This is a genomic window from Streptomyces sp. RGM 3693 (assembly GCF_050471125.1).
Classification (GTDB): Bacteria; Actinomycetota; Actinomycetes; order Streptomycetales; family Streptomycetaceae; genus Streptomyces.
Window position 1 is genome coordinate 1,767,264 of record NZ_JBMPPQ010000001.1, and the last position, 26,591, is coordinate 1,793,854.

23 protein-coding genes are annotated in these 26,591 nt (G+C 71.2%); 12 read left to right on the forward strand and 11 right to left on the reverse strand.

Annotation, left to right across the window (positions count from 1 at the left end; translation table 11 throughout):
- Positions 1-57 precede the first annotated feature (57 nt).
- Positions 58-861, reverse strand: coding sequence for a TetR family transcriptional regulator (locus ACO0M4_RS07490; protein ID WP_430368954.1), 804 nt, complete (start codon positions 859-861; stop codon positions 58-60).
- A 139-nt stretch (positions 862-1,000) separates the two neighbouring features.
- Positions 1,001-2,851: a 3-hydroxyacyl-CoA dehydrogenase family protein gene (locus ACO0M4_RS07495; RefSeq protein ID WP_430368956.1), complete on the reverse strand. Its 1,851-nt coding sequence runs from the start codon at positions 2,849-2,851 to the stop codon at positions 1,001-1,003.
- A gap of 443 nt (positions 2,852-3,294) precedes the next feature.
- On the opposite strand from ACO0M4_RS07495, the gene ACO0M4_RS07500 reads away from it, so the two are divergent.
- The gene (locus ACO0M4_RS07500) at positions 3,295-3,975 is read left to right on the forward strand and encodes a HEAT repeat domain-containing protein (RefSeq protein WP_430368957.1); all 681 of its coding nucleotides are present in this window, start codon (positions 3,295-3,297) and stop codon (positions 3,973-3,975) included.
- A gap of 23 nt (positions 3,976-3,998) precedes the next feature.
- Here the strand turns inward: ACO0M4_RS07500 and ACO0M4_RS07505 are convergent, their stop codons facing one another.
- Entirely contained in the window at positions 3,999-4,562 is a 564-nt protein-coding gene (locus ACO0M4_RS07505) for an N-acetyltransferase family protein (RefSeq protein ID WP_430371288.1), read from the reverse strand.
- 224 nt (positions 4,563-4,786) lie between these two features.
- Between ACO0M4_RS07505 and ACO0M4_RS07510 the strand changes: the two genes are divergently transcribed.
- Together ACO0M4_RS07510 and ACO0M4_RS07515 are read left to right on the forward strand one after the other, a co-directional pair.
- Positions 4,787-5,608 (forward strand): SDR family NAD(P)-dependent oxidoreductase, encoded by an 822-nt coding sequence (locus ACO0M4_RS07510; protein WP_430368959.1) that lies wholly within the window; start codon positions 4,787-4,789, stop codon positions 5,606-5,608.
- Between the two features lie 84 nt (positions 5,609-5,692).
- Positions 5,693-6,061, forward strand: coding sequence for a MerR family transcriptional regulator (locus tag ACO0M4_RS07515; RefSeq protein WP_430368960.1), 369 nt, complete (start codon positions 5,693-5,695; stop codon positions 6,059-6,061).
- 37 nt (positions 6,062-6,098) lie between these two features.
- Here ACO0M4_RS07515 and ACO0M4_RS07520 read toward each other — a convergent pair whose 3' ends face one another.
- Positions 6,099-7,118, reverse strand: coding sequence for an Rv2578c family radical SAM protein (locus ACO0M4_RS07520; protein WP_430368962.1), 1,020 nt, complete (start codon positions 7,116-7,118; stop codon positions 6,099-6,101).
- Positions 7,119-7,291: 173 nt separating this feature from the next.
- On the opposite strand from ACO0M4_RS07520, the gene ACO0M4_RS07525 reads away from it, so the two are divergent.
- The 3 genes from ACO0M4_RS07525 to ACO0M4_RS07535 all read left to right on the forward strand — a co-directional run bounded on the left by ACO0M4_RS07525 (position 7,292) and on the right by ACO0M4_RS07535 (position 10,268).
- Positions 7,292-7,735, forward strand: coding sequence for an SRPBCC family protein (locus ACO0M4_RS07525; RefSeq protein ID WP_430368963.1), 444 nt, complete (start codon positions 7,292-7,294; stop codon positions 7,733-7,735).
- 652 nt (positions 7,736-8,387) lie between these two features.
- On the forward strand, positions 8,388-9,581 hold the full coding sequence (locus tag ACO0M4_RS07530) for an RNA-guided endonuclease InsQ/TnpB family protein (protein WP_430368964.1): 1,194 nt from the start codon (positions 8,388-8,390) through the stop codon (positions 9,579-9,581).
- Between the two features lie 117 nt (positions 9,582-9,698).
- On the forward strand, positions 9,699-10,268 hold the full coding sequence (locus tag ACO0M4_RS07535; RefSeq protein ID WP_430371289.1) for a methyltransferase domain-containing protein: 570 nt from the start codon (positions 9,699-9,701) through the stop codon (positions 10,266-10,268).
- A 35-nt stretch (positions 10,269-10,303) separates the two neighbouring features.
- On the opposite strand, the gene ACO0M4_RS07540 is transcribed toward ACO0M4_RS07535, so the two are convergent.
- Positions 10,304-11,044 carry a Clp protease N-terminal domain-containing protein gene (locus ACO0M4_RS07540; RefSeq protein WP_430368965.1) on the reverse strand — a complete coding sequence of 247 codons (741 nt, stop codon included), beginning with the start codon at positions 11,042-11,044 and terminating at the stop codon, positions 10,304-10,306.
- Between the two features lie 204 nt (positions 11,045-11,248).
- On the opposite strand from ACO0M4_RS07540, the gene ACO0M4_RS07545 reads away from it, so the two are divergent.
- Together ACO0M4_RS07545 and ACO0M4_RS07550 are read left to right on the forward strand one after the other, a co-directional pair.
- A complete protein-coding gene (locus ACO0M4_RS07545) occupies positions 11,249-12,388 on the forward strand; it encodes a bile acid:sodium symporter family protein (protein WP_430368966.1) in 1,140 nt (379 codons plus the stop codon).
- A 78-nt stretch (positions 12,389-12,466) separates the two neighbouring features.
- On the forward strand, positions 12,467-13,240 hold the full coding sequence (locus ACO0M4_RS07550) for a COG4705 family protein (protein ID WP_430368967.1): 774 nt from the start codon (positions 12,467-12,469) through the stop codon (positions 13,238-13,240).
- On the opposite strand, the gene ACO0M4_RS07555 is transcribed toward ACO0M4_RS07550, so the two are convergent.
- The 4 genes from ACO0M4_RS07555 to ACO0M4_RS07570 all read right to left on the reverse strand — a co-directional run bounded on the left by ACO0M4_RS07555 (position 13,221) and on the right by ACO0M4_RS07570 (position 18,400).
- Positions 13,221-14,687: an ATP-binding protein gene (locus ACO0M4_RS07555; protein WP_430368968.1), complete on the reverse strand. Its 1,467-nt coding sequence runs from the start codon at positions 14,685-14,687 to the stop codon at positions 13,221-13,223. The genes ACO0M4_RS07550 and ACO0M4_RS07555 overlap by 20 nt on opposite strands.
- Positions 14,684-15,355, reverse strand: a complete 672-nt coding sequence (locus ACO0M4_RS07560) for a response regulator transcription factor (protein WP_430368969.1) — start codon at positions 15,353-15,355, stop codon at positions 14,684-14,686. Before ACO0M4_RS07560 ends, ACO0M4_RS07555 begins: the two co-directional genes overlap by 4 nt.
- A gap of 75 nt (positions 15,356-15,430) precedes the next feature.
- Entirely contained in the window at positions 15,431-16,384 is a 954-nt protein-coding gene (locus tag ACO0M4_RS07565; protein WP_430368970.1) for a serine hydrolase, read from the reverse strand.
- Between the two features lie 333 nt (positions 16,385-16,717).
- Positions 16,718-18,400, reverse strand: a complete 1,683-nt coding sequence (locus ACO0M4_RS07570) for a glycoside hydrolase family 13 protein (RefSeq protein ID WP_430368971.1) — start codon at positions 18,398-18,400, stop codon at positions 16,718-16,720.
- A gap of 712 nt (positions 18,401-19,112) precedes the next feature.
- Here ACO0M4_RS07570 and ACO0M4_RS07575 point away from each other — a divergent pair.
- The 4 genes from ACO0M4_RS07575 (at position 19,113) to ACO0M4_RS07590 (ending at position 24,945) form a co-directional block, all read left to right on the forward strand.
- Entirely contained in the window at positions 19,113-19,619 is a 507-nt protein-coding gene (locus ACO0M4_RS07575; protein WP_430368972.1) for a PadR family transcriptional regulator, read from the forward strand.
- 832 nt (positions 19,620-20,451) lie between these two features.
- On the forward strand, positions 20,452-21,285 hold the full coding sequence (locus ACO0M4_RS07580) for a M55 family metallopeptidase (protein WP_430371290.1): 834 nt from the start codon (positions 20,452-20,454) through the stop codon (positions 21,283-21,285).
- Entirely contained in the window at positions 21,278-22,666 is a 1,389-nt protein-coding gene (locus ACO0M4_RS07585; RefSeq protein WP_430368973.1) for a M20/M25/M40 family metallo-hydrolase, read from the forward strand. The genes ACO0M4_RS07580 and ACO0M4_RS07585 overlap by 8 nt, the downstream gene beginning before the upstream one ends.
- Before the next feature lie 455 nt (positions 22,667-23,121).
- On the forward strand, positions 23,122-24,945 hold the full coding sequence (locus ACO0M4_RS07590) for a CocE/NonD family hydrolase (RefSeq protein ID WP_430368974.1): 1,824 nt from the start codon (positions 23,122-23,124) through the stop codon (positions 24,943-24,945).
- A 127-nt stretch (positions 24,946-25,072) separates the two neighbouring features.
- On the opposite strand, the gene ACO0M4_RS07595 is transcribed toward ACO0M4_RS07590, so the two are convergent.
- Together ACO0M4_RS07595 and ACO0M4_RS07600 are read right to left on the reverse strand one after the other, a co-directional pair.
- Entirely contained in the window at positions 25,073-25,267 is a 195-nt protein-coding gene (locus ACO0M4_RS07595) for a ferredoxin (RefSeq protein ID WP_430368975.1), read from the reverse strand.
- A 49-nt stretch (positions 25,268-25,316) separates the two neighbouring features.
- Positions 25,317-26,504: a cytochrome P450 gene (locus tag ACO0M4_RS07600; protein ID WP_430368976.1), complete on the reverse strand. Its 1,188-nt coding sequence runs from the start codon at positions 26,502-26,504 to the stop codon at positions 25,317-25,319.
- Positions 26,505-26,591: the final 87 nt, after the last annotated feature.

The window sequence follows — 26,591 nt, forward strand, 5'->3', positions numbered from 1 at the left end:
AGCGGGCCCGTCAGGCGCTCCGCGGATCTTGGCCCGGCCGGCGGCCGCCGGCCGTGGTCAGCGCCGTTCCTTGAGCGCCTTGCGGATGGTGCGCATGACCTCGTCGAGCGGGGCGTCCGTGCGGGCCACCGTGACCAGCACCTCGCCCTCGCGGGAGACCGTCGCCGGGGGCGTCTCGGTGGACGTCGTCCGGCCGGCGCCGATGCCCGCGCCGAAGGTCTCCCGGACGATCTCGAAGGCGTGGTCGAGCTGGGTCTCGACGTCGCCCTCCGCGCCGGCCCGCAGCCAGCGGCGCAGAACGTGGTTGTGCGCGGTGACCACGGCGGACGCGGCGACCTCGGCGAGCAGCGGATCGTCGTCGCCCTCGCGGTGCGCGCCCTCGTCGAAGTGGCCCAGGAGATAGCGGGTGAACAACCGCTCGTAGCGGGCCACCGAGGCGATCTCGGCCTCCCGGAGGGTGGGTACCTCGCGGGTGAGGCGGTAACGGGCCACGGACACCGCCGGGGCGGACGCGTACATCCGCATGACTTCCTTGATGCCGCGGCAGACCGTGTCGAGGGGGTTCTCGTGCGGCGGGGCGGCGTCCAGGACGGCCTCGGCGCGCACCAACGTGTCGTCGTGGTCGGGGAAGATCGCCTCTTCCTTGGAGCGGAAGTGGCGGAAGAAGGTGCGCCGGGCGACGCCCGCGGCGGCCGCGATCTCGTCGACCGTGGTCGCCTCGTAGCCCTTCGTCGCGAACAGCTCCATGGCGGCGGTCGAGAGCTCGCGGCGCATTTTGAGACGTTGGGCGGCCGCCCGGCGGGTGCCGGGAGTGGGGGTGTCGGAGGCGTCGGACGACTGCGGGCGAGCGGGCTGGGACATGTGGGGAAGGTACTGCATATTCCTGCGGCCTGCGGCACGAGGTACCGCCCCGACCCCCGTGACCTGGGGCGGACTGCCGGATCGACCGTTCGACGGCTCCAGCAGTCCGCCCCACCCGCCCCCGGGGCGCCGCCGCGGGTCAGCGCCGGGCGTACTCACGGAAGCCGCGGCCGGTCTTCCGGCCGAGGCAGCCCGCCGCGACGAGGTGCTCCAGCAGCGGCGCCGGGGCCAGCCCCGGGTCGCGGAACGCGGCGTGCAGCACCTTCTCGATGGCGAGGGAGACGTCCAGGCCGACCACGTCCAGGAGCTCGAACGGCCCCATCGGGTAGCCGCCGCCCAGCTTCATGGCGGCGTCGATGTCGTCCAGGGAGGCGTAGTGCTCCTGCACCATCTTGACCGCGTTGTTCAGGTACGGGAACAGCAACGCGTTGACGATGAATCCGGCCCGGTCGCCGCAGTCCACCGGGTGCTTGCGCACCTTGGTGCAGACCGCGCGCACCGTGGCGTGCACCTCGTCGTCGGTGAGGACGGTGCGGACCACCTCGACCAGCTTCATGGCCGGCGCCGGGTTGAAGAAGTGCATCCCGATGACGTCCTGCGGGCGCGAGGTGGCGCGGGCGCACGCGACGACCGGCAGGGAGGAGGTGGTGGTGGCCAGCACGGCACCCGGCTTGCAGACCTTGTCCAGGGTCCGGAACAACTGCTGCTTGACGGCCAGGTCCTCGGCCACCGCCTCCACCGCCAGGTCGACGTCGGCGAACGCATCGAGCGACCCGGCCGGGGTGATCGCCGCCAGCGCCGCATCGCGCGCCTCGGCGGTCAGCCGTCCCTTGTCCACGGAGCGGCCCAGTGACTTCGTGATCCGCGCCTTGGCCCGCTCCGCCTTCTCCAGGCTGCGGGCGGCCAGCACCACCGTGAAGCCGGCCTTGGCGAACACCTCCGCGATGCCGCTGGCCATCGTCCCGGAACCGGCCACCCCCACGCTGCGGACCGGGCGGCCGGCGCTCTGCCCGGCGTCGTCGCCGGTCGTCGGGGTCTGGCCGTCCGGCACGACGGTCGCGGAGCCGGGAGCCTCGTAGGTGTAGAAGCCGCGGCCCGCCTTGCGGCCGGTCAGCCCCGCGTCCGCGAGTTGGCCGAGGACCGGCGCGGGCGCGTGCAGCCGGTCGCGGGACTCGGCGTACATGGCCTCCAGGACCGTCCGGGCGGTGTCCACGCCGATCAGGTCGAGCAGCGCCAACGGCCCCATCGGCAGGCCGCAACCGAGGCGCATCGCGGCGTCGATGTCCTCCCGGGTCGCGTACTTCGACTCGTACATCGCGGCGGCCTGGTTGAGGTAGCCGAAGAGTAGGCCGTCGGCGACGAAGCCGGGGCGGTCGCCCACCGCGATCGGGTCCTTGCCCAACTCGTGGGCGAGGTCGGTGACGGCGGCGACCGCGGCCGGCGCGGTCAGCACCGAGGAGACCACCTCGACCAGCTTCATGGCCGGCGCCGGGTTGAAGAAGTGGACGCCGAGCACCCGCTCGGGGCGCATCGAGTCGGCCGCGAGCCGGGTCACCGACAGTGCGTTGGTGCCGGTGGCGAGGATGGTGTCCGGGCGGACGATGCCGTCCAACGTGGTGAAGACCTCCCGCTTGAGGTCGTACTCCTCCGGCACCACCTCGATGACCAGATCGGCGTCCCGGGCGGCCTGGAGATCGTCGAAGGTGCGGAACCGGGACAGCGCGTCCTGTCGCTCCTGTTCGGTGATCCGCGTGCGCTGCACGGCGCGGGCGGTGGAGGCTTCGAGGGCGGCGCGGGCCCGCCGCACCGCCGCCTCGTCGGTGTCGATGCCGATGACCTCGCGGCCGGCCAGGGTCAGCACCTCGGCGATACCGGTGCCCATGGTGCCCAGGCCGACGACGGCGATGGTGGGCAGGGCACCGGAAACGGGTGCGGCGGCGGGTTCGGCGGAGGGGGAGGTGGAGAGATCAGGGGTGGACTGACGGCCCATCGCGAGACTCCTGAAGGTGTTCCCCTGGAGCAGGGGAGGAAGTGACGACTGAGGGGTTGAGCGCACGGGCGGGGCTGCGGCAAGGCGCGGCCGACCGGCGGCAAAAGGGCCGCGGGAAGCCACGGCACTGCGAGCAGCGCCTGTGGTGGAGGAGCGCGGCGGGCCCTGTCCCGAGGCCGTACCGCTTCCCCTCGCAAGGGGCGTGCTGTGAGGGTGTGCGTGGCGCGGGGCTGCTGTGCCCGCGTACGCGTGGTGCTGTGTGGTGTGCCGAACCGACGTCACACTCCGGCGGCTGCGTCACCAGGCCGCCCGAGCAGGGGTGCTGCTCGTTCCAGCAGGTTAACCGGTGGGTAACCGAAGCGCCAGGGGTAATGCGGGTCATTAGGTTGTGGTGCCGGCCACGCCCTGCGAACCAGGGCCGCCGGCAGGGAGGGAAGCGGCAAATGGAAGACGAATTCCACGAGTTGACGGACCGGGTGCGGGCCGAACTCCGTTCCCCGCAGGATCTGGTCGCCTACGAGCGGCTGCTCGGTCTGGCCCGCAAGAACACCCCGGCGGGCCGCGAGGAACTGGCCCGGATGCTGACCGCGGTGGAGCGCCCCCTGTGGGCCCGGGAGATCGCCGCCTTCATCCTCGGCTGCGCCGGCGACAAGCGCGCCTTCGAGACCCTGGTCCTGCTGCTGAACTACCGCGAACCGGTCCGCTGCGCCACCGCCGCACACGCCCTCGGCAAGCTGGGCGACCCGCGCACCGCCCGCGCCGCGGCCGCCCTCGCCACCAACCCGCTGCGCACCGCCTACGCCCTGCACCCCGTCCGGCTGCTCGCCGAACTCCGCGCCCCGCAGTCCGTCCCCGCCCTGATCGCGACCCTGGAGCGGCTGCTGATCCCGCATAACCCCTACTGGCGGGTGGCGCTGGCCTGTGTGGAGGGCCTGGGCGCACTGGGCGACAAGCGGGCGGTGGCGGCGCTGCGGGCGGCCGCCGGTCACCCCCGGCTCGCCGCGGCCGCCGCCGCGTCGCTGGCTCGGCTCGGCGTCCACGAGGACCCGCCCGGGGTCGGCACCGGTGGTCCGTCCGCCGGTGGGGTGCAGGGGCAGGGGAACGGTGCCGGCCCGCCGGTCTGAAGTCCCGGGGCCGGCCCGCCCGCCTACGGGAGCGGCCGCCGGTAGCGCAGCTCCGGGACGCGCCACCCGCCCACGTCGTACGCCTCCTGTGCCCCGTCCGGTGCGAAACCGGCCCGCTCGTAGAACCGCTGGGCGCGGGCGTTGCCCTGGACCACCCACAGGTACAGCGCGCCGTATCCGCGGGCCCGCGCCCGGGCCGTGCCGGCGTCCAGCAGTGCCCGGCCGATGCCCGTGCCGAGGCGGGCGGGCGCCACGTAGAGGGCCATCAGTTCGGCCGCCGGTCGCCGGTCGTCCGACAACTCCCCTTGTCTCAGGGGGAGTTCGACGTGTCGGGCGTATGCGGGCTCCCGTGTGAGAGCGGGGTCCCGGGTGGGGCCGGCGGCCAACCAGCCGATGACCTCGCCGGCCCGCTCCGCCACCAGTTCCCACACCTCGGGCCGGCGGCGCGCGAACCACTCCCGTCGCTGCCGGGCGTCCTCCGCCACACTCATCGCGTCCAGATACGCCTGCGGCATCAGCCCCTGGTACGCCGCCTGCCAGCCGCGCACCCGCACCGCCGAGACCGCGTCGACATCGCCCTCCGCCATCTCGCGTATCCGCACCCCGCGCGGCGGCTGCTCCGTCATCCCCTCAAAAGCCCCGTCCGCACCCCGCATGTCGTCCCGTGTCATGTCCGCCTCCCCGGTCCGGTCCCTGCCGCAGAGCGTCGGATCCGCGGTGGACACCGGTCAATCGGATTTCGGGCCGGACGGCCGTCCCTCGGATACCGCGTTTGACCTTGCCCCTGGGGACAGGGTCCGAGACTCCCGACATGGCACACGCATCCCTTGAGAACACACCTGCACCGCACGTCCCACACACCGCGGCGGAACTGCCCGCCACCTCGCACCGGGTCGTCGTCATCACCGGGGCCGGCACCGGTATCGGCCGGGCCGCGGCCCGCGCGTTCGCGGCGGAAGGGGCGCACGTGGTGGCCGTGGGGCGCCGCCCCGGACCACTGGCTGAGACCGCCGCCCTGGCCGCCGGCACCGACGGCACGATCACCCCGTACCCCGCCGACATCACCGCGGACGGCACGCCTGAGGCCGTCGTCCGGCACGCCGTCGCGACCTACGGCCGGCTGGACGTCCTGGTCAACAACGCCGCGGTGGTCGGCAGCGGCGCGCTCGGCACCCACACCAAGGAGTCCATGGCTCCCCAACTGGCCACCAACCTGGTCGCGCCGGTCCTGCTCACCCAGGAAGCGGTGCCCCAACTGGAGCGCACCGGCGGGGTGGTGGTGAACATCAGCACCTCGGTCGGCCAACGGGGCTGGCCGGGCAACTCCGTCTACGCCGCCACCAAGACCGGCCTGGAACTCCTCACCCGCAGTTGGGCGGTGGAGCTGGCGCCGCGCGGCGTCCGGGTGGTGGGCGTGGCGCCCGGCGCGATCGACACCCCGATCGCGGACCACCAGGGCTGGTCCCCGGAACACCGGGCGGCCCTGCGCGCCTGGCAGATCGAGCACACCCCGATGGGCCGCATCGGCCGCCCGGAGGAGGTCGCCTGGGCCATCACCCGGCTCGCCGCCCCGGACGCGGCCTTCGTCACCGGGGTGATCCTGCCGGTGGACGGGGGCGCGGTGGTCGGCTGACCGGGGGTCGGTAGCGTAGGTGCGGGCCGGGGCGCACGGCCGGACCGCGCCGCTGGACCGGCCCCTACGAGGGGAGGCGATCCGGTGCGGATCGGGGAACTGGCGGACCTCACCGGGGTGTCGCCGCGGGCGCTGCGCAAGTACGAGAGCGAGGGCCTGATCGGCTCGGAGCGGGCGGCCAACGGCTACCGGGTCTACGACGACCGCGCCGTCGTCCGGGTCCGCAACATCCGGCACCTCCTGGACGCCGGCCTCACCCTCGCCGACATCGCCTGCTTCCGGGCATGCCTGGACGGCGACCTGACCACCGCGCCACCCTCGCCGGAGGGCCTGCGGATCGCCCGCGACCGGCTCGCCGTCATCGACCGGCGGATCGCCGCCCAGGTGGCCGCCCGCGACCGCCTGGCACGCGTCCTGGACGCCGTTCCGCCCGCGGCCGCCGCCCGGTCCTGAGCTCGCGGACGGGCCCGTTCGGCACACCGCCGCCGCTTCAGAGCAGCGTCAACTGCGTGGCCTCCGGGTCTGGTTCGGGAGCCGCGGTGGGTTTCGGCGGGATCCGGCGGGCCTGGCCCGGCCGGAACGGACCGAGGCCGTACTCGGCCGCCAGCTCGTGCACCTGCCGGGTGATCCGGCGCTGGTACCACGTGGGCGCGTACGAACCGCCGGCGTACAGCGTCTCGTAGCGGCGCACCAGGTGCGGGTGGTGGCGGCCCAGCCAGGTCAGGAACCACTCGCGGGCGCCGGGCCGCAGATGGAGCACCAGTGGCGTGACCGAGCCGGCGCCCGCCTCGGCGACGGCCCGGACCGTGGCCCGCAGCTGCTCCGGTGAGTCGGACAGGAACGGGACCACCGGGGCCATCAGCACCCCGCAGGTGAGGCCGTGGGCGGTGAGGGTCCGCACCCCGTCGAGCCGCCGCCCGGGAGCGGGCGTGCCGGGTTCGAGGGTCCGCCACAACGTGTCGTCCAGGAACCCGACGGAGACCGAGACGCCGACGTCGGTGACCTCGGCGGCCTGCCGCAGCAGCTCCAGGTCGCGCAGGATCAGGGTGCCCTTGGTGAGGATCGAGAACGGGTTGGCGTGGTCCCGCAGGGTCGCGAGGATCCCGGGCATCAACGCGTATCTCCCCTCGGCCCGCTGGTAGCAGTCGACGTTGGTGCCCATCGCGATGTGGTCGCCGCGCCAGCGGGGCGCGGCCAGCTCCCGGCGCAGCAGCTCCGGGGCGTTGACCTTGACCACGATCTGGGAGTCGAAGCCGAGGCCGGTGTCCAGGTCGAGGTAGCCGTGCGTCTTGCGTGCGAAGCAGTAGACGCAGGCGTGGCTGCACCCGCGGTACGGGTTCACGGTCCATTCGAACGGCATCCGGGAGGCGCCCGGCACGCGGTTGACGATCGAGCGGGCCCGCACCTCGTGGAAGGTGATGCCGCGGAATTCGGGGGTGTCCACCGTTCGGGTGACGACGTCCGTGCCGAACAGCGCGGACGGGCTTTCTCTCAGATTGTCCCAGCGCATCGGGCCTCCTGTTGTGATCCTGCCGAGCCCCCACCTCGATAATAGAACATCTGTTCGGTGTGTGGCTGTCAACCCGGATTTGGGTGCGCTGCCCAGTGGTGGTTGGCTTGGCCGCGCACCGCAGGTTGGCGGCGCACTCAGGTCCGGCAGCCGACTACTGGAGGAAGACACACATGGGGCAGGTAGAGGCCACCACGCAGCGCGAGATCGCGGCGGACCCGGAGGACGTGTTCGACGCGCTCGCCGACTACAGCGGCACGCGCCGGCAGCTGCTGCCCGAGCACTTCAGTGAGTACGAGGTCCGCGAGGGCGGCGACGGCAAGGGCACCCTCGTCCACTGGAAGCTCCAGGCCACCAGCAAGCGGGTGCGCGACTGTCTGCTGGAGGTCGACGAGCCGACCGACGGCCAGTTGGTGGAGAAGGACCGCAACTCCTCGATGGTGACCACCTGGGTCGTGACCCCGGCCGGGGAGAACCGCGCCAAGGTCGTCGTCACCACCACCTGGCAGGGCGCCGGCGGCATCGGCGGCTTCTTCGAGCGGACCTTCGCCCCCAAGGGGCTCGGCCGTATCTACGACGCGATCCTCGCCAACCTCGCGGCCCATATGGAGAAGTGAGGGAGCGCCGTCCCGTAACCCGTTCGGGGTGCCGGCAGGCTCACCGGTTCGGGTGGTTTCCCCCGCGCGGCGCCGTCCAGCCTCCCGGGCGGCCCGCCGGCGGAAACCGCTGATGGCGCCCAAGAGGCGCCCTGGGAGCGACACTTGACGTCCGTTCCCGCCCACCCTGTACCGAATCTCTTCGCTTGATCGCCGTTGTCGCCCGCTGTGAGAAACGGGGCGAGGACATCGAGGTGCGCTGGCGGAGTCCGCGGCTCACCCGGCCGCCTCGCCCAGCGACGCCTGCGACGCCGTCATCCGGGCGCCGAACGTCACCGACGAACGGCGCGGCCGGTCAGCGATCCGGCCCCCGACACCCCGTCGGATGAAGGGGGCCTCGCCCCTCTTGCCGGTGATCGCCGGCAGGCGTAGCAAGGGGCCATGAGTGCTACGAGCCGCAATCTTCGGGCCTGGGAAAGCTTCTGGCGTGATGCGCCGGCCGGCGCGGGCCAGGTCATCCTGTCTCCTTCGTGGATACCCCCACGTTTGCGTGGGGGAGGAAGCGGAGCCCCTGCGGAGCAGGGCAAGGGGAGACGAATCGCCGTCGGGTGATTCGTCGTTCACCACCAACAGCCCCCAGTAGGTCACTAGTTGTCGTGTTAGTGTGTGAGCTATGTCCACTTGCGTGAAGCGGGCGTTTAAGTACCGCTTCTCTCCGACGGATGCGCAGGCAGCGGAGCTGTCGCGCACGTTCGGATGCGTGCGCAAGGTCTACAACATGGCGCTCCAGGCGCGTACCGAGGCATGGACGCTGCGTCAGGAGCGGGTCAACTACAACGCCACGTCGGCGATGCTGACCGTGTGGAAGAAGACCGAAGAGCTGGCGTTCCTCAACGAGGTCTCCTCCGTGCCGCTCCAGCAGTGCCTTCGGCACCTGCAAGTCGCGTACACCAACTTCTTCGCCAAGCGCGCCCGCTACCCGCGTTTCAAGTCGAAGAAGAAGGCCCGCGCCTCGGCCGAGTACACATCCTCCGCGTTCCGGTTCCGGGACGGGAAGCTCACGCTCGCGAAGATGGCCGAGCCGCTGGCGATTGTGTGGTCCCGCCCTCTCCCGCGGGACGCGAAGCCCTCGACGGTGACCGTGTCCCGCGATGCGGCGGGCCGCTGGTTCGTCTCGATGCTTTGTGACGACCCCAGCGTTAAACCGCTTCCCGCCACAGACGCGGCCGTCGGGATCGACGCTGGTCTCGACAGCCTCCTGACCCTCTCGACCGGCGAGAAGATCACCAACCCGAAGCATGAGCGTAAGCACCGTGCCCGGCTCGCGAAGGCCCAACGCGCTCTCGCGAAGAAGGACAAGGGGTCGAACAACCGGGCCAAGGCCCGGCAAAGGGTCGCGAAGATCCACGCCCGGATCGCGGACTCCCGTCGTGACCGGCTCCACAAGCTCACCACTCGACTCGTTCGTGAGAACCAAACGATCGTGATCGAGGATCTGACCGTGCGCAACATGGTCAAGAACCACACTCTGGCCCGCGCCATCAGCGATGCGGCGTGGTCGGAGTTCCGGAGCCTGCTGGAGTACAAGGCCGCCTGGTACGGCCGCGAGGTGATCGCGGTCGACCGTTTCTTCCCCTCCTCCAGGCTGTGCTCCGTCTGCGGCACCCTCGCATCGAAGATGCCGCTCAACGTCCGCACCTGGACGTGCGACTGCGGCACGACCCACGACCGGGACGTGAACGCGGCACGCAACATTCTGGCCGAAGGACTTTCGGTGTCTGTCTGTGGAGCTGGTGTAAGACCTCAACGGAGAACTCCGGGCGGGCAGTCGGCGACGAAGCAGAAAGCATCACGGCGCAAGCCGTGAGAATCCCCCTCGTTTACGAGGGGGAGAGTCAACTGGGATGCCGACCCGTCGGAGACCGCCGGGCTCCACCTCCCGCTGCTCGCCGGGCATGCCGACGCCGCCCTGCCGCTGGTCGATCTGGGCTGCGGCAACGGCACCCAGACCCGTTACCTGGCAGGCCACTTCGGGCGCGCCCTCGGCATCGATTCCGCCGCCGCGGCCATTGCGCGGGCCCGGGCCGAGGACGCCGACGGGGTGGCGGAATTCCGTCAGCTGGACGCCGTCGACGGGGCGGCCGTCGGGGCGCTCCACGCCGAACTGGGCGACAGCAACGTCTACGTGCGCGGCGTACTGCACCAGTGCGCCGCCGGTGACCGGGTCCGGATCGTGGCGAACGTCGTCCCACTGCTGGGCGCCCGCGGTCGGCTCTTCGTCGTCGAACCGGCCGCGTCCGCCAAGGAGCTCCTGCGGGCCCTGGCGCAGGGCCCGGCCGGACCGCCCGCCAAGCTGCACGCCGTCTTCTCCCATGGGCTCACCCCCGGGGAGATTCCCGATGTCGAGGTGCCCGGACTGCTGCGCAGTCACGGGCTGCGGATCGTCGCCTCCGGTCAACTTCCGCTGACGACAACGGAATACGGGCCGGACGGGTCGCGCATCGAACTGCCCTCGCACTGGGTGGTGGCGGGCCCGGAAACGGAGGCCGACTGAGGGGCGGGCCCGGCCCGCCCCTTCCGGCCGTCCCGCTACTGCTTCTGCCGGGCGGCAAGGATCGCGGCCACCGCCTCGCCGATGAACGCCTCGGCGGCCGCCTTGTCGATGCCGAGGTCGGTGAGCGGACCGGACCCGTTCTCCTGCTCCAGCAGGGCCAGCAGGAGGTGTTCGGTGCCGATGTAGTTGTGGCCCAGCCGCAGGGCCTCGCGGTAGGTGAGCTCCAGGGCCTTGCGGGACTGGGCGTCGAACGGGGTGAGGGCGGGCAGGGAGTCGGCCGCGGGCGGCAGCGCCGCGGTCAGGGCCTCGCGGAGAGCCTGGGCCGTCACGCCCTGGGCGGCGATGGCACGGACGGCGAGCGCTTCCGGCTCGCACAGCAGGCCGAGCGCGAGGTGCTCGGGGCGGATCTCGTCGTTGTGGGCCGCGTGGGCTTCGTTCTGCGACGCCACCACGACGTTCCGGGCCCGTTCGGTGAACCGGCTGAAGCCCTGGCTCGGGTCGAGGTCCGAGCCGCCGCCCGGGGCCTTGGAGACGAAGCGCTTCTGCGCGGCCTGCTTGGTGACCCCCATGCTCTTGCCGATGTCGGTCCAGGACGCGCCGGAGCGCCGGGCCTGGTCCACGAAGTGCCCGATGAGGTGGTCGGCCACCTCGCCGAGGTGGTCCGCGGCGATCACCGCGTCGGAGAGCTGCTCCAGTACGTCCGAGCGGTTGTTCTTGATGGCCTCGATCAGATCGTCGAGGCGGACGGGATGCGTCATACGAGCGGAATCTGTCATGCGTCAACCATAGGTTGACGATCTTCCGATCGTCAACCGTCAGTTGACGGTGAGATTTCGCCCCTTTCTCGTACGGCGGTGGGATGTCGCCCCTTCTCGTACAGGTGCGGCGCAACTGCCGCCAGGGGCAACGGCGTCTAAGGTGACATGGACCGTCTACAAGGCTGTAGACGGTTGCTGTCGCGAACGGAGGACGACGCCCCGGTGACGACCGCAGCACCACACCCCCACAGGGGACGACACCTGCTCGCCCGCGCCCAACGCCACCTCGCCTGGGCCATGCCGCTCGCCTACGTCGCCGCGGCGGCGGTGCCCGGTGCCGGCCAGTGGGCCCGCAACCTCCCCTGCGGCACCCTGCCGCTGCCGGGCGGCTCGACGACCCTGACACCGCAGACCCTGCTGCTCGGCTACGTGCTCTTCACCGCGGCCCTCCAAGTGCACGCACGGGAACTGACGGTCCTGCTGCGCCGCCCCGGCCTGTTGGCAGCCGGAACCGCCGCCAACACCGCCCTTCCGTTACTCGTCCTGATCCTGCTCGCCGGGACCTTCCTGCTTCTCCCCGACGCCGACGGCGGCAGCGGCCTGCTCACCGGGCTCGCGCTGATCGCCGCGATGCCGGTCGCCGGCGGCGCCACCGTCTGGGGAACCCGGGCCGGCGGCAACCACACCCTGGTCGTCGGGCTGGTGATGTCCTCCACGCTGCTCAGCCCGCTCACCATCCCGCTCACCCTGGCCGGCGCCTCCGCCGTGACCAGCGGCAACTACTCCGCGGCGCTCGCCAGGATGGCCCAGGTGTCGGGCGGCATACAGGCCGCCACCGGGGTGGTGGCGCCCTGCCTCGCCGGGCTGGCCGTCCGCGCCGCACTGCCCGAGCGCTGGGCCGCCGCGGCCATGCCCTGGCTGAAACTTTTCGCCCTGGCCGCTGCCCTCACACTCACCTACCTCAACGCCTGCGGTGCCTTCGCCGACCTCATTGCCCGCCCCCGGCCCGCGTTGCTCACCCTCGCCACGCTCGCCGCGGCGGTCATGTGCGCGGCGTCCTTCCTCCTCGGCTGGTGCCTGGCGCGCGCCCTGAAAGCCGCTCATGCCGACGCCGTCGCCCTGACGTTCACCTCCGGCATGAACAACAGCAGCGCCGGCGCGGTCCTGGCCACCACCCGCTTCCCCGACCACCCGCACGTCCTGCTGCCGATCCTGGCGTACAGCCTGTTACAGAAGGTGCTCGCCGGCTGCGCGGACTCCACCCTCGCGCGGCGCGGGCGGCGTACCGATCCGCCGCCACCTCCGGCCGATCCGGAAGCCGCCGCTCCGTGCTCCGCAACCGGTCAGGAAGCGTTCAGGTGACCCCTGGCAGCGTGCCCGACCATGACCACCGAAGCGCGTACCCCCCTGACCGGGCCACCCACCCGCAGCCCACGTCACATGCTGAACAAAGTCCCCCAGGTCACCGTCCACTTCTGGGTGATCAAGGTCCTGTGCACCACCGTGGGCGAGACCGCGGCCGACCTGCTCAACGGCAATCTCGGCATGGGCCTGACCCGCACCTCCTACGTGATGACCGCGCTGCTGATCGCCGCCTTGGCCTTCCAGTTCCGGGCCCGCTCCTACAGCCCGGCCCGGTACTGGCTCGCCGTCGTCCTGATCAGCGTCGTCGGCACGCTGATCAGCGACAACCTCACCGACAACCTCGGCGTCCCGCTGGAGGTCAGCACCGCGGTCTTCGCCGTGGCGCTGGCGCTGACCTTCGGCGCCTGGTACCTGAGCGAACGCACCCTGTCGATCCACTCCATCCGCACCACGCGACGGGAAGCCTTCTACTGGCTGGCGATCCTGTTCACCTTCGCGCTGGGCACCTCGGCCGGCGACCTGACCGCCGAGCGGCTGAGCCTGGGCTACTGGTTCTCCGCGGTCGTCTTCGCCGTCCTCATCGGCACGGTCGCACTGGCCCGCTTCGGCCTGGGCCTCAACGCCGTCTGGGCGTTCTGGATCGCCTACGTCCTGACCCGGCCGCTCGGCGCCTCGCTCGGCGACTACCTCTCCCAGCCGTCCGGCGACGGCGGACTGGGCCTGGGCACCGTCGGCACCAGCGCCCTCTTCCTGGCCGTCATCCTCGCCCTGGTGGTGTACCTGACCCGGTCGAAGCGGGACGCCCTGCCGACCGGACCGGAAGCCGAGGTCAGCCCGCCGGCAGCGTGACCGCGAACCGCGCCCCCGGGCCGGCGCCGTCCAGCACGATGTCGCCGCCGGCCGCGCGGGCCAACCGCCGGGCGAGCGCCAGCCCCAAGCCCGCGCCGTCGTGCCCGTCCTCCGGACAGGCCCGCCGCCCGGGCTCGAAGAGCGCATCGGCGAACTCCGGCGGCACCCCCGGCCCGTCGTCGGTGACGTGGAGGACGACCGCACCGGGCCGCACGGTGCACATGAGGCCGATGGTGTTCCCCGCGTACCGGCGGGCGTTGTCCAGCAGCGGCATCAGGATCCGCTCCACGACCGCCGCCGGCACTCCCACGGCCGCCGCGTCACCCGCCACCGTCACCGCGGGCGCACCGGGGTGGTCCGCCGCGATCCGCCCCGCCAACTGGTGCGCGAGATCCGGGAAGTGGCACCTGCCCGGCACCGCCGCACCACGGGTGCGGGCCTCGGACAGCAGCGACGCACAGATCTGCTGCATGGTGGCCGCGGCACTCGCGATCGCCTCGTGCGAAGCGGCCCGCTCCGCTGCGCTGCGCGGCCGGCTGGTCAGCCATTCGGTCTCCGCGGTGATCCGCGCCAAGGGGGTGCGCAGCTCGTGGGAGAGCTCGGCGGCCTGCTGCTGCTCGTGGCGCAGCACCGCGGCGAGCCGGTCCAGCAGACCGTCGAGGCTGGCGGCGAACGCGGCGAGCTCGGCGGGCCGCCCGGCCGCCCCGAACCGTTCCGCCGCCCCGACCTCGCTCCACCGGGTGGCCTGGGCGCTCATCGAGGCCACCGGCCGCAGCGCCCGGCGCACCACCAGGTGGGTCAGCAGATAGATGGTCCCCAGGAGCAGCACGGCCAGCGTGACCGAACCGACGAGCGCGATGTCCGCGGTACTGCGGTACGGGTCGAGACCGACCGAGGTGACGACCGTCCCGGCCTGACCGCGCCCGGCAGTCGCGGCGACGGGGTACGCGTAGAGCCGCACCGCGCCCGGACCGGGCCCCTCCACTTCAACGTCCTGGAATACCTCGCCCCGGCCGACCAGTTGGGCCGCGTGCTCCCCCAGGGCGGTGGGTGCGCCGGCCGGCCGATCCCGCACGCGACCTCCCTCGAAGATCCACACACCGCTGTCCAGCGCCGTGTCCCGGGCCGGCTCGTGGACCGCCAACCGCCCGTCCGGCCGGGCGTCCACGGTGGCGGCCACCGCCTCCGCCCGGGTCCGCAGGGTGCCGTCGGTCTCCTCGTGCAGCCGCTTCTCCAGGGCCAGGTTGAAGGCCACCGTCAGCACCGCGATCCACAGCGCACTGGTGACGAGCGCCAGGAGGGCGAGCCGCCCCCGGAGCGTCCGCACCGCGAACGGACGGACCGCGAGCAGACGCATCGCGAAGGGACGGAAGGTGAACGGACGCGCCGCGTCCCGCAACCACCGCACCACCCGCGTCCGCAGCCCCGGGCACCCCAGCCGTCTCATGCGAAGCGGTACCCGACCCCGCGGACCGTGCCGATCCGGTGCGGGGTGCCGGCCTCGCGCAGTTTCCGTCGGAGCCGGGCCAGGTATTGGTCCAGGGTGTTGTCGCTGACCTGCGCGCCCTCCGGCCAACCGGCCCGCAGCAGCGCCCGCCGGCGGACCACCGCCCCCGGCTCCGCCATCAGGCACGCCAGCAGCCGGAACTCGGTCGGCGTCAACGGCACCGTCCGGCCGGGCATGGTCAGCGCGTGCCGTACCGGGTCCAGCCGCAGCCCATCGGCACGGTCGACGAGCGCGGCGGTCTCGCCCCGGCGGCGCAGCACCGCCCGGATCCGGGCGGCCAGCTCACTCAGGTGGAAGGGCTTGGCCAGGTAGTCGTCACCGCCGGAGGCGAAGCCGGACAGCCGGTCGGTGAGGTTGCCGCGGGCGGTCAGGAAGATCACCGGGGCGGTGATCCCCGCGCCGCGCATGGCCTGGCACACGTCCCGGCCGTCCGCGTCGGGCAGCCCGATGTCCAGCACCACCGCGTCCACCGCCGCATCGGCGGTGCGCAGCGCCGTGGCGCCGTCGGCGGCGGTGACGACGTCGAACTCCTCGTCGCGCAGTCCGCGGACGAGCACATCGCGCAGGCCGTGATCGTCCTCGACGACCAGAATGCGGGCAGTGGTCACCCGGCCAGTATTACTGGCGCCCATCCCGGTATCCGGGGCGGAGCTGGGAGGCCGGCCGGAACGTACAGGTTCCATTCAGGTTCCGGACGCCGCCGTGGGCGCCGGTCCGGGGACCTGCCCGATGTCCTGGCCACCGACCGCACCCGCCAGGTCCCGGTGGATGACCTTGGCGGCCGCCTCCACGGTGGCCACCCCGTAGCCCATGGTGTCGCTGCCGGTGGAGAGGAGCGCCATCGCGTAGTCGTTGCCGCTGCCGCTGAACGAACCGACGCTGTGCACCCGCCAGCCCTGGTGGGTGCGCGGCAGCCAGCCGTTCTTGAGGTGGGCGGTCGCCGAGGATGGCGCCCCCGCCGGCGCGCCCCACCGCTGTTCGGGGACGACCTTCTGCATCAGGTCGAGGGCGTAGTCCCGGGACGCCGCGTTGAGCACCGCGTTGTCCGTCGTGAGCAGCCGCATCAGGGTGAGCTGGTCGGCGGCGGTGATCTGCGTGAGGCCCCAGGAGCCGCCGGGGCCGGGCACGGTGTGCCGCATACCGGCACGGTCCAGGAAGTGCTGGATCCCGGCCCGGCCGACCTGGTGCCACAGGGCATCGGTCGAGGCGTTGTCCGACTTGGTGATCATGGCGGTGGTCAGCGTGACCTCGTGCGGCGTCAGCACACGGTGCGCCTCCTCCGCCTGCCGCAGCAGCGCCCCCAGGACCGTGACCTTGACCACGCTCGCGGAGTCGAAGGACGTGCCCGCCTGGAACTCGCAGCTGGTCCCGGAGGGGCGGTCGTAGAGGGCGACCGCCGAGGTGCCCTGGCGTCCCTGGAGGGCGCCGGCGATGTCGTGGGACAGGGTGGGGGCCAGACCTGGCTGGTCGGAGGTGCAGACGACCTCGGCGTCGCCCACGGTGTCGCTGCCGGAGCTCGCCGAGGCGGGCGCCGCGGCGCTCCATACGGTGAGCGCCGTTCCGGCGGCCACCAGGGCGGCCAGCCCGCGACGTGTGCGGCGTGCAGTGCTCCGACGTGCCGTGCGTGATCCGTGCATGAGGGTGGTGTGTCCTGTCCCACTGTGTGCGTCGCCCGCCTGGCATCCCTGGGGAGCCCACCCGGTATCCCACCGGCTACGGCAATCAAGCGACGACCCGTGCCCTGGTAGCGGGCACCCCGCAAGAATGCAGGCCGATCGACCGAGGGGAAAAGAGCGGACGGGTGTGATATGCGCCAAAGGGACATCAGGGGCATCGTGCGCGTTGCCCCACGCCCCACCCGTCCCCACCCGTCCCCAGTGCCCCGCACCGACCCGCCACCGGGGCGCCGACCGACGCCACCGCCCGCCCTGACGCCCGACGCCCCGGTACCGCACCGAACTGCCGCCCGCCTACGGCAGCAACGGCTGGGCCGGGTCCATCCACCAGGCGGCGGTGGCCCCCGGAAGCGTCCCGGCCGGACAGGCGCCGCTGGCCAGCAGCGGCACACCGGCCACCGGCGCCGGCACCGACCCGGTGCCGAAGTTCACCGCACAGACCAGCCCGTCCCCGCGGACGAACGCCAGCACCTGCGGCGGCGACTCCAGCCAGCGCAGCGGCCCGTCACCGAGCTGCGGAAGGCCCCGGCGCAACTGGAGCGCCTCGCGGTAGAGGTGCCAGAAGGACCCGGTGTCGGCCATTGCCCGCTCCGCGGTGTGCCCGGCGAACGACGCGGGCTGCGGAAGCCAGGTCCGCGTCGCCCCGGCCGCACTGAAGCCGTACGGGGCGGCCTCCCCGGACCAGGGCAGCGGCACCCGGCAGCCGTCCCGGATGTGCTGCCGGCTGCCCGTGCGGTGGAAGATCGGGTCGGTGAGCACCTCGTCCGGTAGGTCGTCGACCTCGGGCAGCCCCAACTCCTCGCCCTGGTAGACATACGCGGCACCGGGCAGAGCCAGCATCAGCAGCGCCGCGGCGCGCGCCCGGGCCGGCCCCAACGCGCCCTCCGGGGAGCCCGGTTCACCCGCGTAACGGGTCGCGGTCCGGACCTGATCGTGGTTGTTGAGCACCCAGGTGACGGTGGACCCGGTGTCCGCGATGTCGGTCAGCGCCTCGGAGATCACCTTGCGGAAGAGGTCGACGTCCCAGCGGGCGGTCAACAGGTGGAAGAAGAACGCCTGGTGCAGCTCGTCGGGTCGGACGTACGCGGCCTGCTCGCCCGGGGTGCGCACCGAGACCTCGCCCACCAACAGCCGGTCGTGGCCGTCCTGGGCGGTGTACTCCTCGCACAGCGCCCGCCAGTCGCGCCACACCTGGTGCACCTCGGGCTGGTTCCAGGCCAGCGGGTTGACCGAGTCGCGGGTGCGCTCGTCGGCCGCCGGGTCGGGGGAGTCGGGGAGCTCGGGGTGCTTGTAGAGCCCCGCCGCCACGTCGATGCGGAAGCCGTCCACCCCACGGTCCAGCCAGAAGCGCAGCACCTTGTCGAAGTCGGCCGCCACCTCCGGGTTGCGCCAGTTCAGGTCGGGCTGTTCGGGCGTGAACATGTGGAGGTACCACTGCCCGGGAGTTCCGTCCTCTTCGGTGATGCGGGACCAGGCGGGCCCTCCGAACATCGCCCGCCAGTTGTTGGGCGGCAGCTCACCGAGCTCCCCGCGCCCCTCCGCGAAGTGGAAGAGCCCCCGCGAAGGGCCGCCCGGACCCTCCTCCAACGCCGCCCGGAACCACGGGTGTTCGCTGGAGCAGTGATTGGGAACGATGTCCAACAACACCTTCAGGCCGAGCCGGTGAGCGTCGGCCACCAGCCGGTCGAACTCGTTGAGGTCGCCATAGGCGGGGTCCACGTCGCGGTAGTCCGCCACGTCGTAACCGTGGTCGTGCTGCGGGGACGGGAAGAACGGACTGAGCCAAATCCCGTCCACACCAAGCTTCTTGAGGTACGCAAGACCGCCGCGGACCCCGGCCAGGTCTCCGGTACCGTCTCCGGTGGAGTCGCGGAAGCTACGGACGTAGACCTGGTAGATGACCGCGTCGCGCCACCAGCGCTGGGCCGTGTCCTGGGCGGGGGTCGGATGGCCGCGATCTGCGGTGGCTGTGAACATCTACCGGGATCCACTTCTTACGGTGCAAGTCGGCGTGGCGGCTTGCGAGTTGCTGTTATGCATGCATGTTAGGTAGCCGCATCTTTTCGGTGTCAACTGAAAGACGAAAGTCGAACGGTACGTGCCCGGATTTGTGGGGTATGGCGTCTGGATCCTGCGCGGAATGTCATCGGGGGGTGTCCGACTGTCACCCAACTCCCGTATGACATAAGGGAGTAGGGGATGGTCGGGTGAATGGGCGGCCGGGGGTGTCGGGTGACCGTTTGGCCGGATGGTCGGGCTGGCTGGCGCGGTGGGGGTGGGGGAGCGCCCTTCCTGTGGAATGCGATCCGGTCGGGCCCCGGAGTCCGCCCCGCTGCCGCGCTCCTGTATACCTGTTAGCCATTCCGGAGAGGGCTAGTTGGCAAAGCCGTAGGAAGAGCTTCCAGGCGAGGTCTTGAAGACAAGGCTTCCCGGGGAGAACCTCCTCCGAGACGGGACAGCAACCGGCCGAACCAGATCCGGACCGGACGGCCACCGCGCTGACCACCACCGTAGGAACCGGCCATCGAGCAACGGCCATCGAGCAACGGGCATTGAGCGACAGGCGACAGGCGACAGGCGACAGGCAACGGGCGACAGACGTCAAGCAACGGACAATGGCCAATGGACAACAGGCATTGAGCAATGGGCGTCGCGCCATGGGCGTCGAGGGCTCAGGGAGAGGGAGAGCGTGCGGCTGCCACTCCTGGCGCTGCTGGTCAGCGGACCCGCGCACGGCTATGAACTCAAACAGGCACTGGAGACACTCCTGGGCGCCGCCTACCCCCGACCGAACGTCGGTCAGATCTACGTGACACTCAGCCGGCTGGAGAAGGCGGGCCTCATCGAGGGCGAGGAAGTCCAGCAGCCGGACCGCCCGAACAAGCGGATCTACCGGATCACTGCGGCCGGCCGTGAGGCGGTGGGCTCGTGGTTCGAGGACGCCACCGTCGAGCCGCGGGCCCGCGACGAGTTCTTCATGAAACTGGCGCTCGCCTCCCGCGCCGGGACCACCAACCAGGTCGCCTTGATCAACAAGCAGCGCCGGCACTACCTCAAGCGCATGCGGGAACTGTCCCGTCTGGCCGCCTCCGAAGACCGCGACAACCGGGTTGCGCACCTGCTGATAGAGGGCGCGATGCTACACATCCAGGCGGACCTGGAGTGGCTTGAGCGCTGCCAGGAGGAACTCGAATGAGGAATCGGTACGTGTGTTGGCGTGCGGTCCGGTGTAGTTGATGGGGCGCGGCTGGCATCCGTGACGCTGCATTGCTGCATTGCTGTGCTGGTCCGCTGGTCCGCTGCTGTGTGGTCTGTGCGCGCTGTGCGGTGGTCTGTGATCGTGATCGTGATGGTGATGGCCTGTGGTGGTCGTGCGGAGGGGCAGGCATCTATAGGCCGTTAGGCCGGTACGGCGCTGGCGGCCCTGAAGTCCGGTGTGGCATGTGGCTGTAGTCCTCGTGCCCTGCGCGCGTTGTGCTGTGGGCCGTGTGCTTGCGGTATTCGCGAGGGGCGGGAGAGAGGAGGAGGGGGCGATCTGCCGCCTGAGTTCCTGGAGGTGTGGCCTCCGGGCTTCGCTCCTCTTACGGTCGACTCTCTTGCCCCCGCTCCTCTCGCCGGGACCCCTCTTGCCGCAGCCTCCCTTGCTGTCCCGCCTCTACCCGTTCCGCCCCCTACCGTCATGTCTTTCGCCGTCACGCCTCTCGCCGCGTCCCCACCCCGCCTTCACCCCTTCTACCGCCCTTACCCCTTCCACCGCCTTCACCTCTTCCACCGCCCTCACCTCTTCTAGTTTTTCCCCGCCGCCCACCCCCCTTCGGGGGGTGGGCGGGTTTGGAGGGGAGGGTGGGCGGGCCGGGTTGGGCGTGTGAACGCGCACGGCAGGGAGCGGGTGCCGGCGGCGTAGATGATCTTCAGTGGTCTGGACCTCCGGAGTTATCCACAGCCCTGGTCGGCGTGTTCGCGTCCGCGTAACGTGATCGGTCAAGGGCTGTGTATGCGCCCTCTCACCTGCGATGGGACTGATAGCTGTGAAGATCCTGATCTCCGCGGACATGGAGGGTGCCACGGGAGTGACGTGGCCCGCCGATGTGCTGCCGGGTACCCCGCAGTGGGAGCGCTGCCGCCACATGTTCACCTCCGATGTGAACGCGGCCATCGCCGGTTTCTTCGACGGCGGGGCGGATGAGGTGCTCGTCAACGAGGCCCACTGGACGATGCGCAACCTGCTGCTGGAGCAACTCGACGCACACGCCGAGATGCTGACGGGCCGCCACAAGGCCCTGAGCATGGTCGAGGGCGTGCAGCGCGGTGACGTCGACGGCATCGCGTTTGTCGGCTACCACACCGGTGCCGGGACGGAGGGCGTGCTGGCGCACACCTATCTCGCCAATACGCTCACCGGCGTCTGGGTCGACGGCATACGCGCCAGCGAGGGGTATCTCAACTCCCTCGTCGTGGCGGAGTACGGGGTGCCCGTGGTGCTGGTGACGGGCGACGACCGGACCTGCGAGGACGCGCAGGGATACGCCCCGCGGGCGCCCGGCGTGGCGGTCAAGGACTATGTCTCGCGCTATGCGGCGGTGTGCCGGCCGCCGGTCCGCACGGCGGCCGAGATCCAGGCTGCGGCCTGCAAGGGCGCGGCGCTCGCGGTGCGTCACGATCCGGTCCGTGGCGGCCCGTTCCGGTTCGAGTTGGAGTTCGACGCCGAGCATCTGGTGGGAGCGGCGACATGTGTGCCCGGCGTGGAGCGCTGCGGTGAGCGCCGCGTCGCGTATACCAGTCAGGACATGTACGAAGCCATCCGGTGTTTCAAGGCGGTCACCACGGTCGTCTCGTCCGCCGTGGAGGAACAATATGGCTGAGATTGAGCTGGCGGAGCACACCTCCGGCCCGAGCGCCGAGACGGTTGATCAGCAGGCGCTCGACGAAGTGGTGCGGTTCACCTCGGATCTGATCCGCATCGACACGAGCAACACCGGAGACGGCAGCTGTCGGGAGCGTCCGGCCGCGGAGTACGTCGCCGAGCGGCTGACCGAGGTGGGCATCGAGCCGGTGCTGCTGGAGCGCAGCCCGGGGCGCACCAATGTCGTCGCCCGCATCGAGGGCAGCGACCCGTCCGCCGACGCACTCCTGGTGCACGGGCACCTGGACGTGGTTCCGGCCGAGCCCGCCGACTGGCAGGTCCACCCCTTTTCGGGGGAGGTCCGCGATGGTGTGGTCTGGGGCCGGGGCGCCATCGACATGAAGAACATGGACGCGATGATGCTCGCCGTCGTCCGCCAGTGGGCACGCAGCGGAGTGCGGCCCAGGCGCGACGTCGTGCTGGCGTTCACCGCCGATGAGGAGGCCAGCGCCGAGGACGGCTCGGGATTCCTCGCCGACCATTACGCCGACCTCTTCGAGGGGTGCACCGAAGGCATCAGTGAATCGGGGGCCTTCACGTTCCACGCCGGTGGCGGGATGCGGATCTACCCGATCGCGGCGGGGGAGCGTGGCACTGCCTGGTTGAAGCTGACGGCCCTGGGCCGGGCCGGGCACGGCTCGAAGGTCAACCGCGACAACGCGGTCAGTCGGCTGGCCGACGCGGTGTCCCGGATCGGTGCGCATGAGTGGCCGGTGCGGCTCACCCCCACCGTCCGGGCGGCGCTGCGTGAGCTCGCCGCGCTGCACGCCATCGACGTCGACCCCGAGCGGCCCGACTTCGACGTGGACGCGCTGCTGGACAAGCTCGGTCCGGCCGCCAAGCTGGTCGAGCCGACGGTCCGCAACAGCGCCAACCCGACGATGCTGGCGGCCGGTTACAAGGTCAATGTGATCCCGGGATCCGCCGTCGCCTATGTGGACGGCAGGGTCGTTCCGGGCGGCGAGGCGGAGTTCCGCACGACGTTGGACGCGCTCACCGGGCCCGATGTCACCTGGGACTACCACCACGGTGAGGTCGCGCTGCAGTCTCCGGTCGACTCCCCGTCGTTCGCCGCGATGCGGGCCGCGATCGAGCGGTTCGACCCGGACGGTCACGCCGTGCCGTACTGCATGTCCGGCGGCACGGACGCCAAGCAGTTCTCCCGGCTGGGCATCGTCGGCTACGGCTTCTCACCGCTGAAGCTGCCCGAGGGGTTCGACTACCAGGCGCTCTTCCACGGCGTGGACGAACGGGTCCCCGTGGAGGGCCTGCACTTCGGCGTCCGGGTCCTCGACCACTTCCTGCGCGGTGTGCCGGGGCGCCGACGAGCGACCATCTGACGACGCGGTGCCCTACCCGGCCGACGGGGCACGGCCGGGTACGTGCCGGAACGACCCTCGTCCAGGAGGAGGCGACAGCGTGGTACGGCTGCGGCCCCGAGGCATAGGACGCCGGTGTGCCGGGGAACTGTTCCGCCGGTGGCGGCGTGCGGCAGTGCGTGACGCAGTCGCACACCCGGCCGGCGGCCCACGACACGCTCATTCTGTGATGGTGCGTCAGGTAGGCACCCACGTCGGATGCCGCGTCCGCGCCTGCCCCCGTGGGCGTAGCCATGCTCTGCTCGCCGCTCGCATGGCAGGTCATCGCTCCATCTCCCCGCCAGTCGCGATGAACTGACGTCCTATCACCGACTCGCGTCACGAGCGTTGACATGTCCGTTACTCGTGTCACAACATGAGCGCGCCGTTACCGACTGGTTGGTACGACGTGTCCTCTGGAGGTCTGAGTGCCCCGCGTGTCCCGAGTCGTGTCCCGCCCCGTGCTCCGCCCGTACCTCGCCCTGCTGACCGGCACCGCCCTCACCGCGCCCCTCGTCCTGAGCGCCCCCGCTGCCGCCGTGGGTTCCGCCGCCACGCCGTATACGGTCACCGCGGTGAAGGTGACCGTGCGGGCCGGCGGTCACCACTGCGCGGTGGACGCGGACCTCTACCGCCCGTCGGGTGTCAACGCCGCGCATCCGGCGCCGGCCGTGCTGACCACCAACGGTTTCGGCGGCAGCAAGGCGGACGGCTCGACCGATGCCACCGCCCGGGCGTTCGCCGCCCGCGGCTATGTCGCGCTCGCCTACTCCGGCCTCGGCTTCGGCAAGACCGGCTGCCCGATCTCCCTCGACGACCCCAAGATCGACGGCAGGGCGGCGAGCCAGTTGATCGACCTGCTGGCCGGGACGCGCACCGCCGACGACGGCACCCGCATCGACTTCGTCACCAAGGACCGACCCGGCGATCCCCGGGTCGGCATGATCGGCGGGTCGTACGGCGGGGCGATCCAGATGGCCACCGCCGCGGTCGACCACCGCGTCGACGCGCTGGTCCCGCTGATCACCTGGAACGACCTCTCCTACTCCCTCGATCCGAACAACGCCGATCGCACCGACGGCGTCAGCGGCCCGGTCCCCGGGGTGTACAAGTACCAATGGACGAACGGCTTCTTCCTCATCGGCGAGGCGCAAGGGCTGCTCCACCCGGGGTTGGACTCGTCGCGGGCCGGTGGCGCGGGCTGTCTGCACTTCGTGGCGCCGGCCTGCCGCACCAAGCGACTGCTGGATTCCCACACGTACCCGGCCGACGAGACCCAGGCGATGCTGCAGTACGCACGCAGCGTCTCCCCGGTCTCCTATCTGAAGTCCGTAAAGGCACCCACTCTGCTCGTCCAGGGGCAGGCCGACACCCTCTTCAACCTCAACGAGGCCGCGGCCACCTACCGCACCCTCGCCGCCCAGGGCACCCCGGTCAAGATGATCTGGCAGTCCTGGGGTCACAGCGGCGGGATGAAGGATCCGGCGGAAGGCGAACTCGACCTGGGAAAGGGCAACTTGGAGACGAGCTACGTAGGGCGACGGATCCTTGCCTGGTTCGACCGCTATCTGCAGCACCGGACGGGCACCGGTACCGGACCGGCCTTCGCGTACTACCGGGACTGGGTGACCAGCGGCCCCACCTACGCCACCGCGTCCGCCTATCCGGCGGGCGGCAGTCGCCGGCTGTATCTGTCCGGGGACGGCAAACTCGTCGACAACCGCGCCAAGGTGGCCCGCGGCAGCCGCGAATACCGCAATCTGCGGGTGCCCACCAGCCACTCCGAGAATTCCCTGGCCGGCTTGCTGGGGCTCCCCGATCCGCAGCCGTACGACATCAACGGCACCTACCTGGACTGGACCTCGGCTCCGGTGGCGGGCGGGCCGCTGGACGTGGTGGGCGCGCCCAAGGTGACGTTGAAGGTCGCCTCGCCGCAGGCCGAGCGGGTGCAGAACTCCTCGGACGCGGCCGACAAGCTGGTGGTCTTCGCCAAGCTCTACGACGTCGCGCCGGACGGGCGGAAAACGTTGGTGCACCGGTTGGTGGCCCCGGCAAGGGTGCCCGATGTGACGGGGAAGTTCACCGTGGAACTCCCGGGCATCGTGCACCGCTACCAGCCGGGGCACCGGCTGCGGCTGGTGATCGCCGCGAGCGACACCGCCTATGTGGGCAATCGCGGCGCGAAGCGGGTGACGGTCACCAGCGCGCCCGAGGACACCGGGGTCCTCGAACTCCCCGTCACCCAGGGGGTTGTGCCGTAGCGGATGGGTGGATGCCGTAGGGGTGAGAGTCAGGGGCGGTACGTGACGTGCGCGCCGCGGCCGCCCGGTGCCGGTGGTCGGTCGCGGCGGGCGTCATCCGTGTCGTTCGCGGTGGGCCCTGCCGGCGTCAGTCCTCCGCAACCTCGATGGCCTGCACGGGGCAGGCGCGGACGGCTTCCCGCACCAGCGGGTCGCCCCCGCCGTCCTCCCGGCCCGGCAGCAGCGCGCTGAACCCGTCGTCGTCCTGGGTGAAGACCGACGGCGCCGTCAGCGCGCACTGCCCGGAGCCGATACAGCGATTCGTGTCGATGGTGATCCGCATTGACGGACCCCTTTCGTTGGCGTGCCGCCTCCGGTGGTGCCGATCGGCGCTACCAGGCCAGCGGCAGTTCGATCATTCCTTGGAGAGTGTCCCCCGGCTTGAACGGAATCGTGGCAGCCGGCACGGCGAGTCGGAGATCGGGGATGCGTCGGAACAGCGAGTGCAGCGCGATCTCCAACTCGGCGCGGGCCAGATTCTGTCCCAGGCACTGGTGGATGCCGAAACCGAACGCGACGTGGTGGCGGGCCGAGCGGTCGAAGTCGAGTTCGTCCGGTGACGGATAGGCCGTCTCGTCCCGATTGATCAGAGAGGTCGAGAACACCACACCGTCGCCGGCGCGAATGGTGTGGCCGGCGATCTCGATGTCGTCGGTAGCCACCCGCAGCATGCCGTCGGCTATGGACAAGAACCGCAGCAACTCCTCGACCGCGGCCGGCATCATGCTCTTGTCGGACCTCAACTGGGCCAGTCGGTCGGGGTGTTCGAGCAGGGCGAAGGTGCCGAGCGAGATCATGTTGGCGGTGGTCTCGTGGCCGGCCACCAGCAGGACCATGGCCAACCGGGCGAGTTCCTCGTGCTGCAGCGTGCCGGCCTGGAGCCGCTCGGCGATCAGTTCGTCCAGCAGACCGTCGCCCGGCACCTGTTCCTTATGGGCTATCAACTCGGCGAGATATCCCTCCAGTTCGATCCGGGACCCCTCGCTCTCCTCGGCTGAACGGCCGCGCAGGAGGCGGCGGGACCGCTCCTCGAAGAACTCGTGATCCGCGTACGGGACGCCGAGCAGCGAGCAGATCACCATCGAGGGGACCGGCAGGGCGAACGCGGAGACGAGTTCGGCGGGTGGGCCCTGTGCCAGCATCCGGTCCAGGAGGTTGTCCACGGTCTGCTGGATCTGCGGTCGGAGCGCGGCGATCCGCTTGACGCTGAAGCTCGGGATCAGCATGCGGCGTTGGGTGTTGTGCTCGGGGTCGTCCATACCGATCAGCGGGGTCCGCACCCGCCGGATGCCCTCCAGCCGCTTCATCGGGATGGGGAACCCCGGATTCTGCCGGTTGGACGACAGTCGCTGGTCGACCAGCAGCGCCCGCGCCTCGGCGTGCCCGGTCACCGCCCAGACCTTGCGGCCGTCGTAGAAGGTGACGTGTGAGAGCGGGCCGGACTCGCGCAGCGGCCGGTAGTTCGTCGGGGGGTGGTAGGGACAGATGCGGTCTTGGGGGAAGGAGATGGTTTCGGTCACGGTTCCTCCCGTGCGGGTGGGGTGAGTCGCTCGCCAGGAGGACGTCACTGCCGATTGCCGTGTCACGTGCCTGCTGTGAGGCGAGCC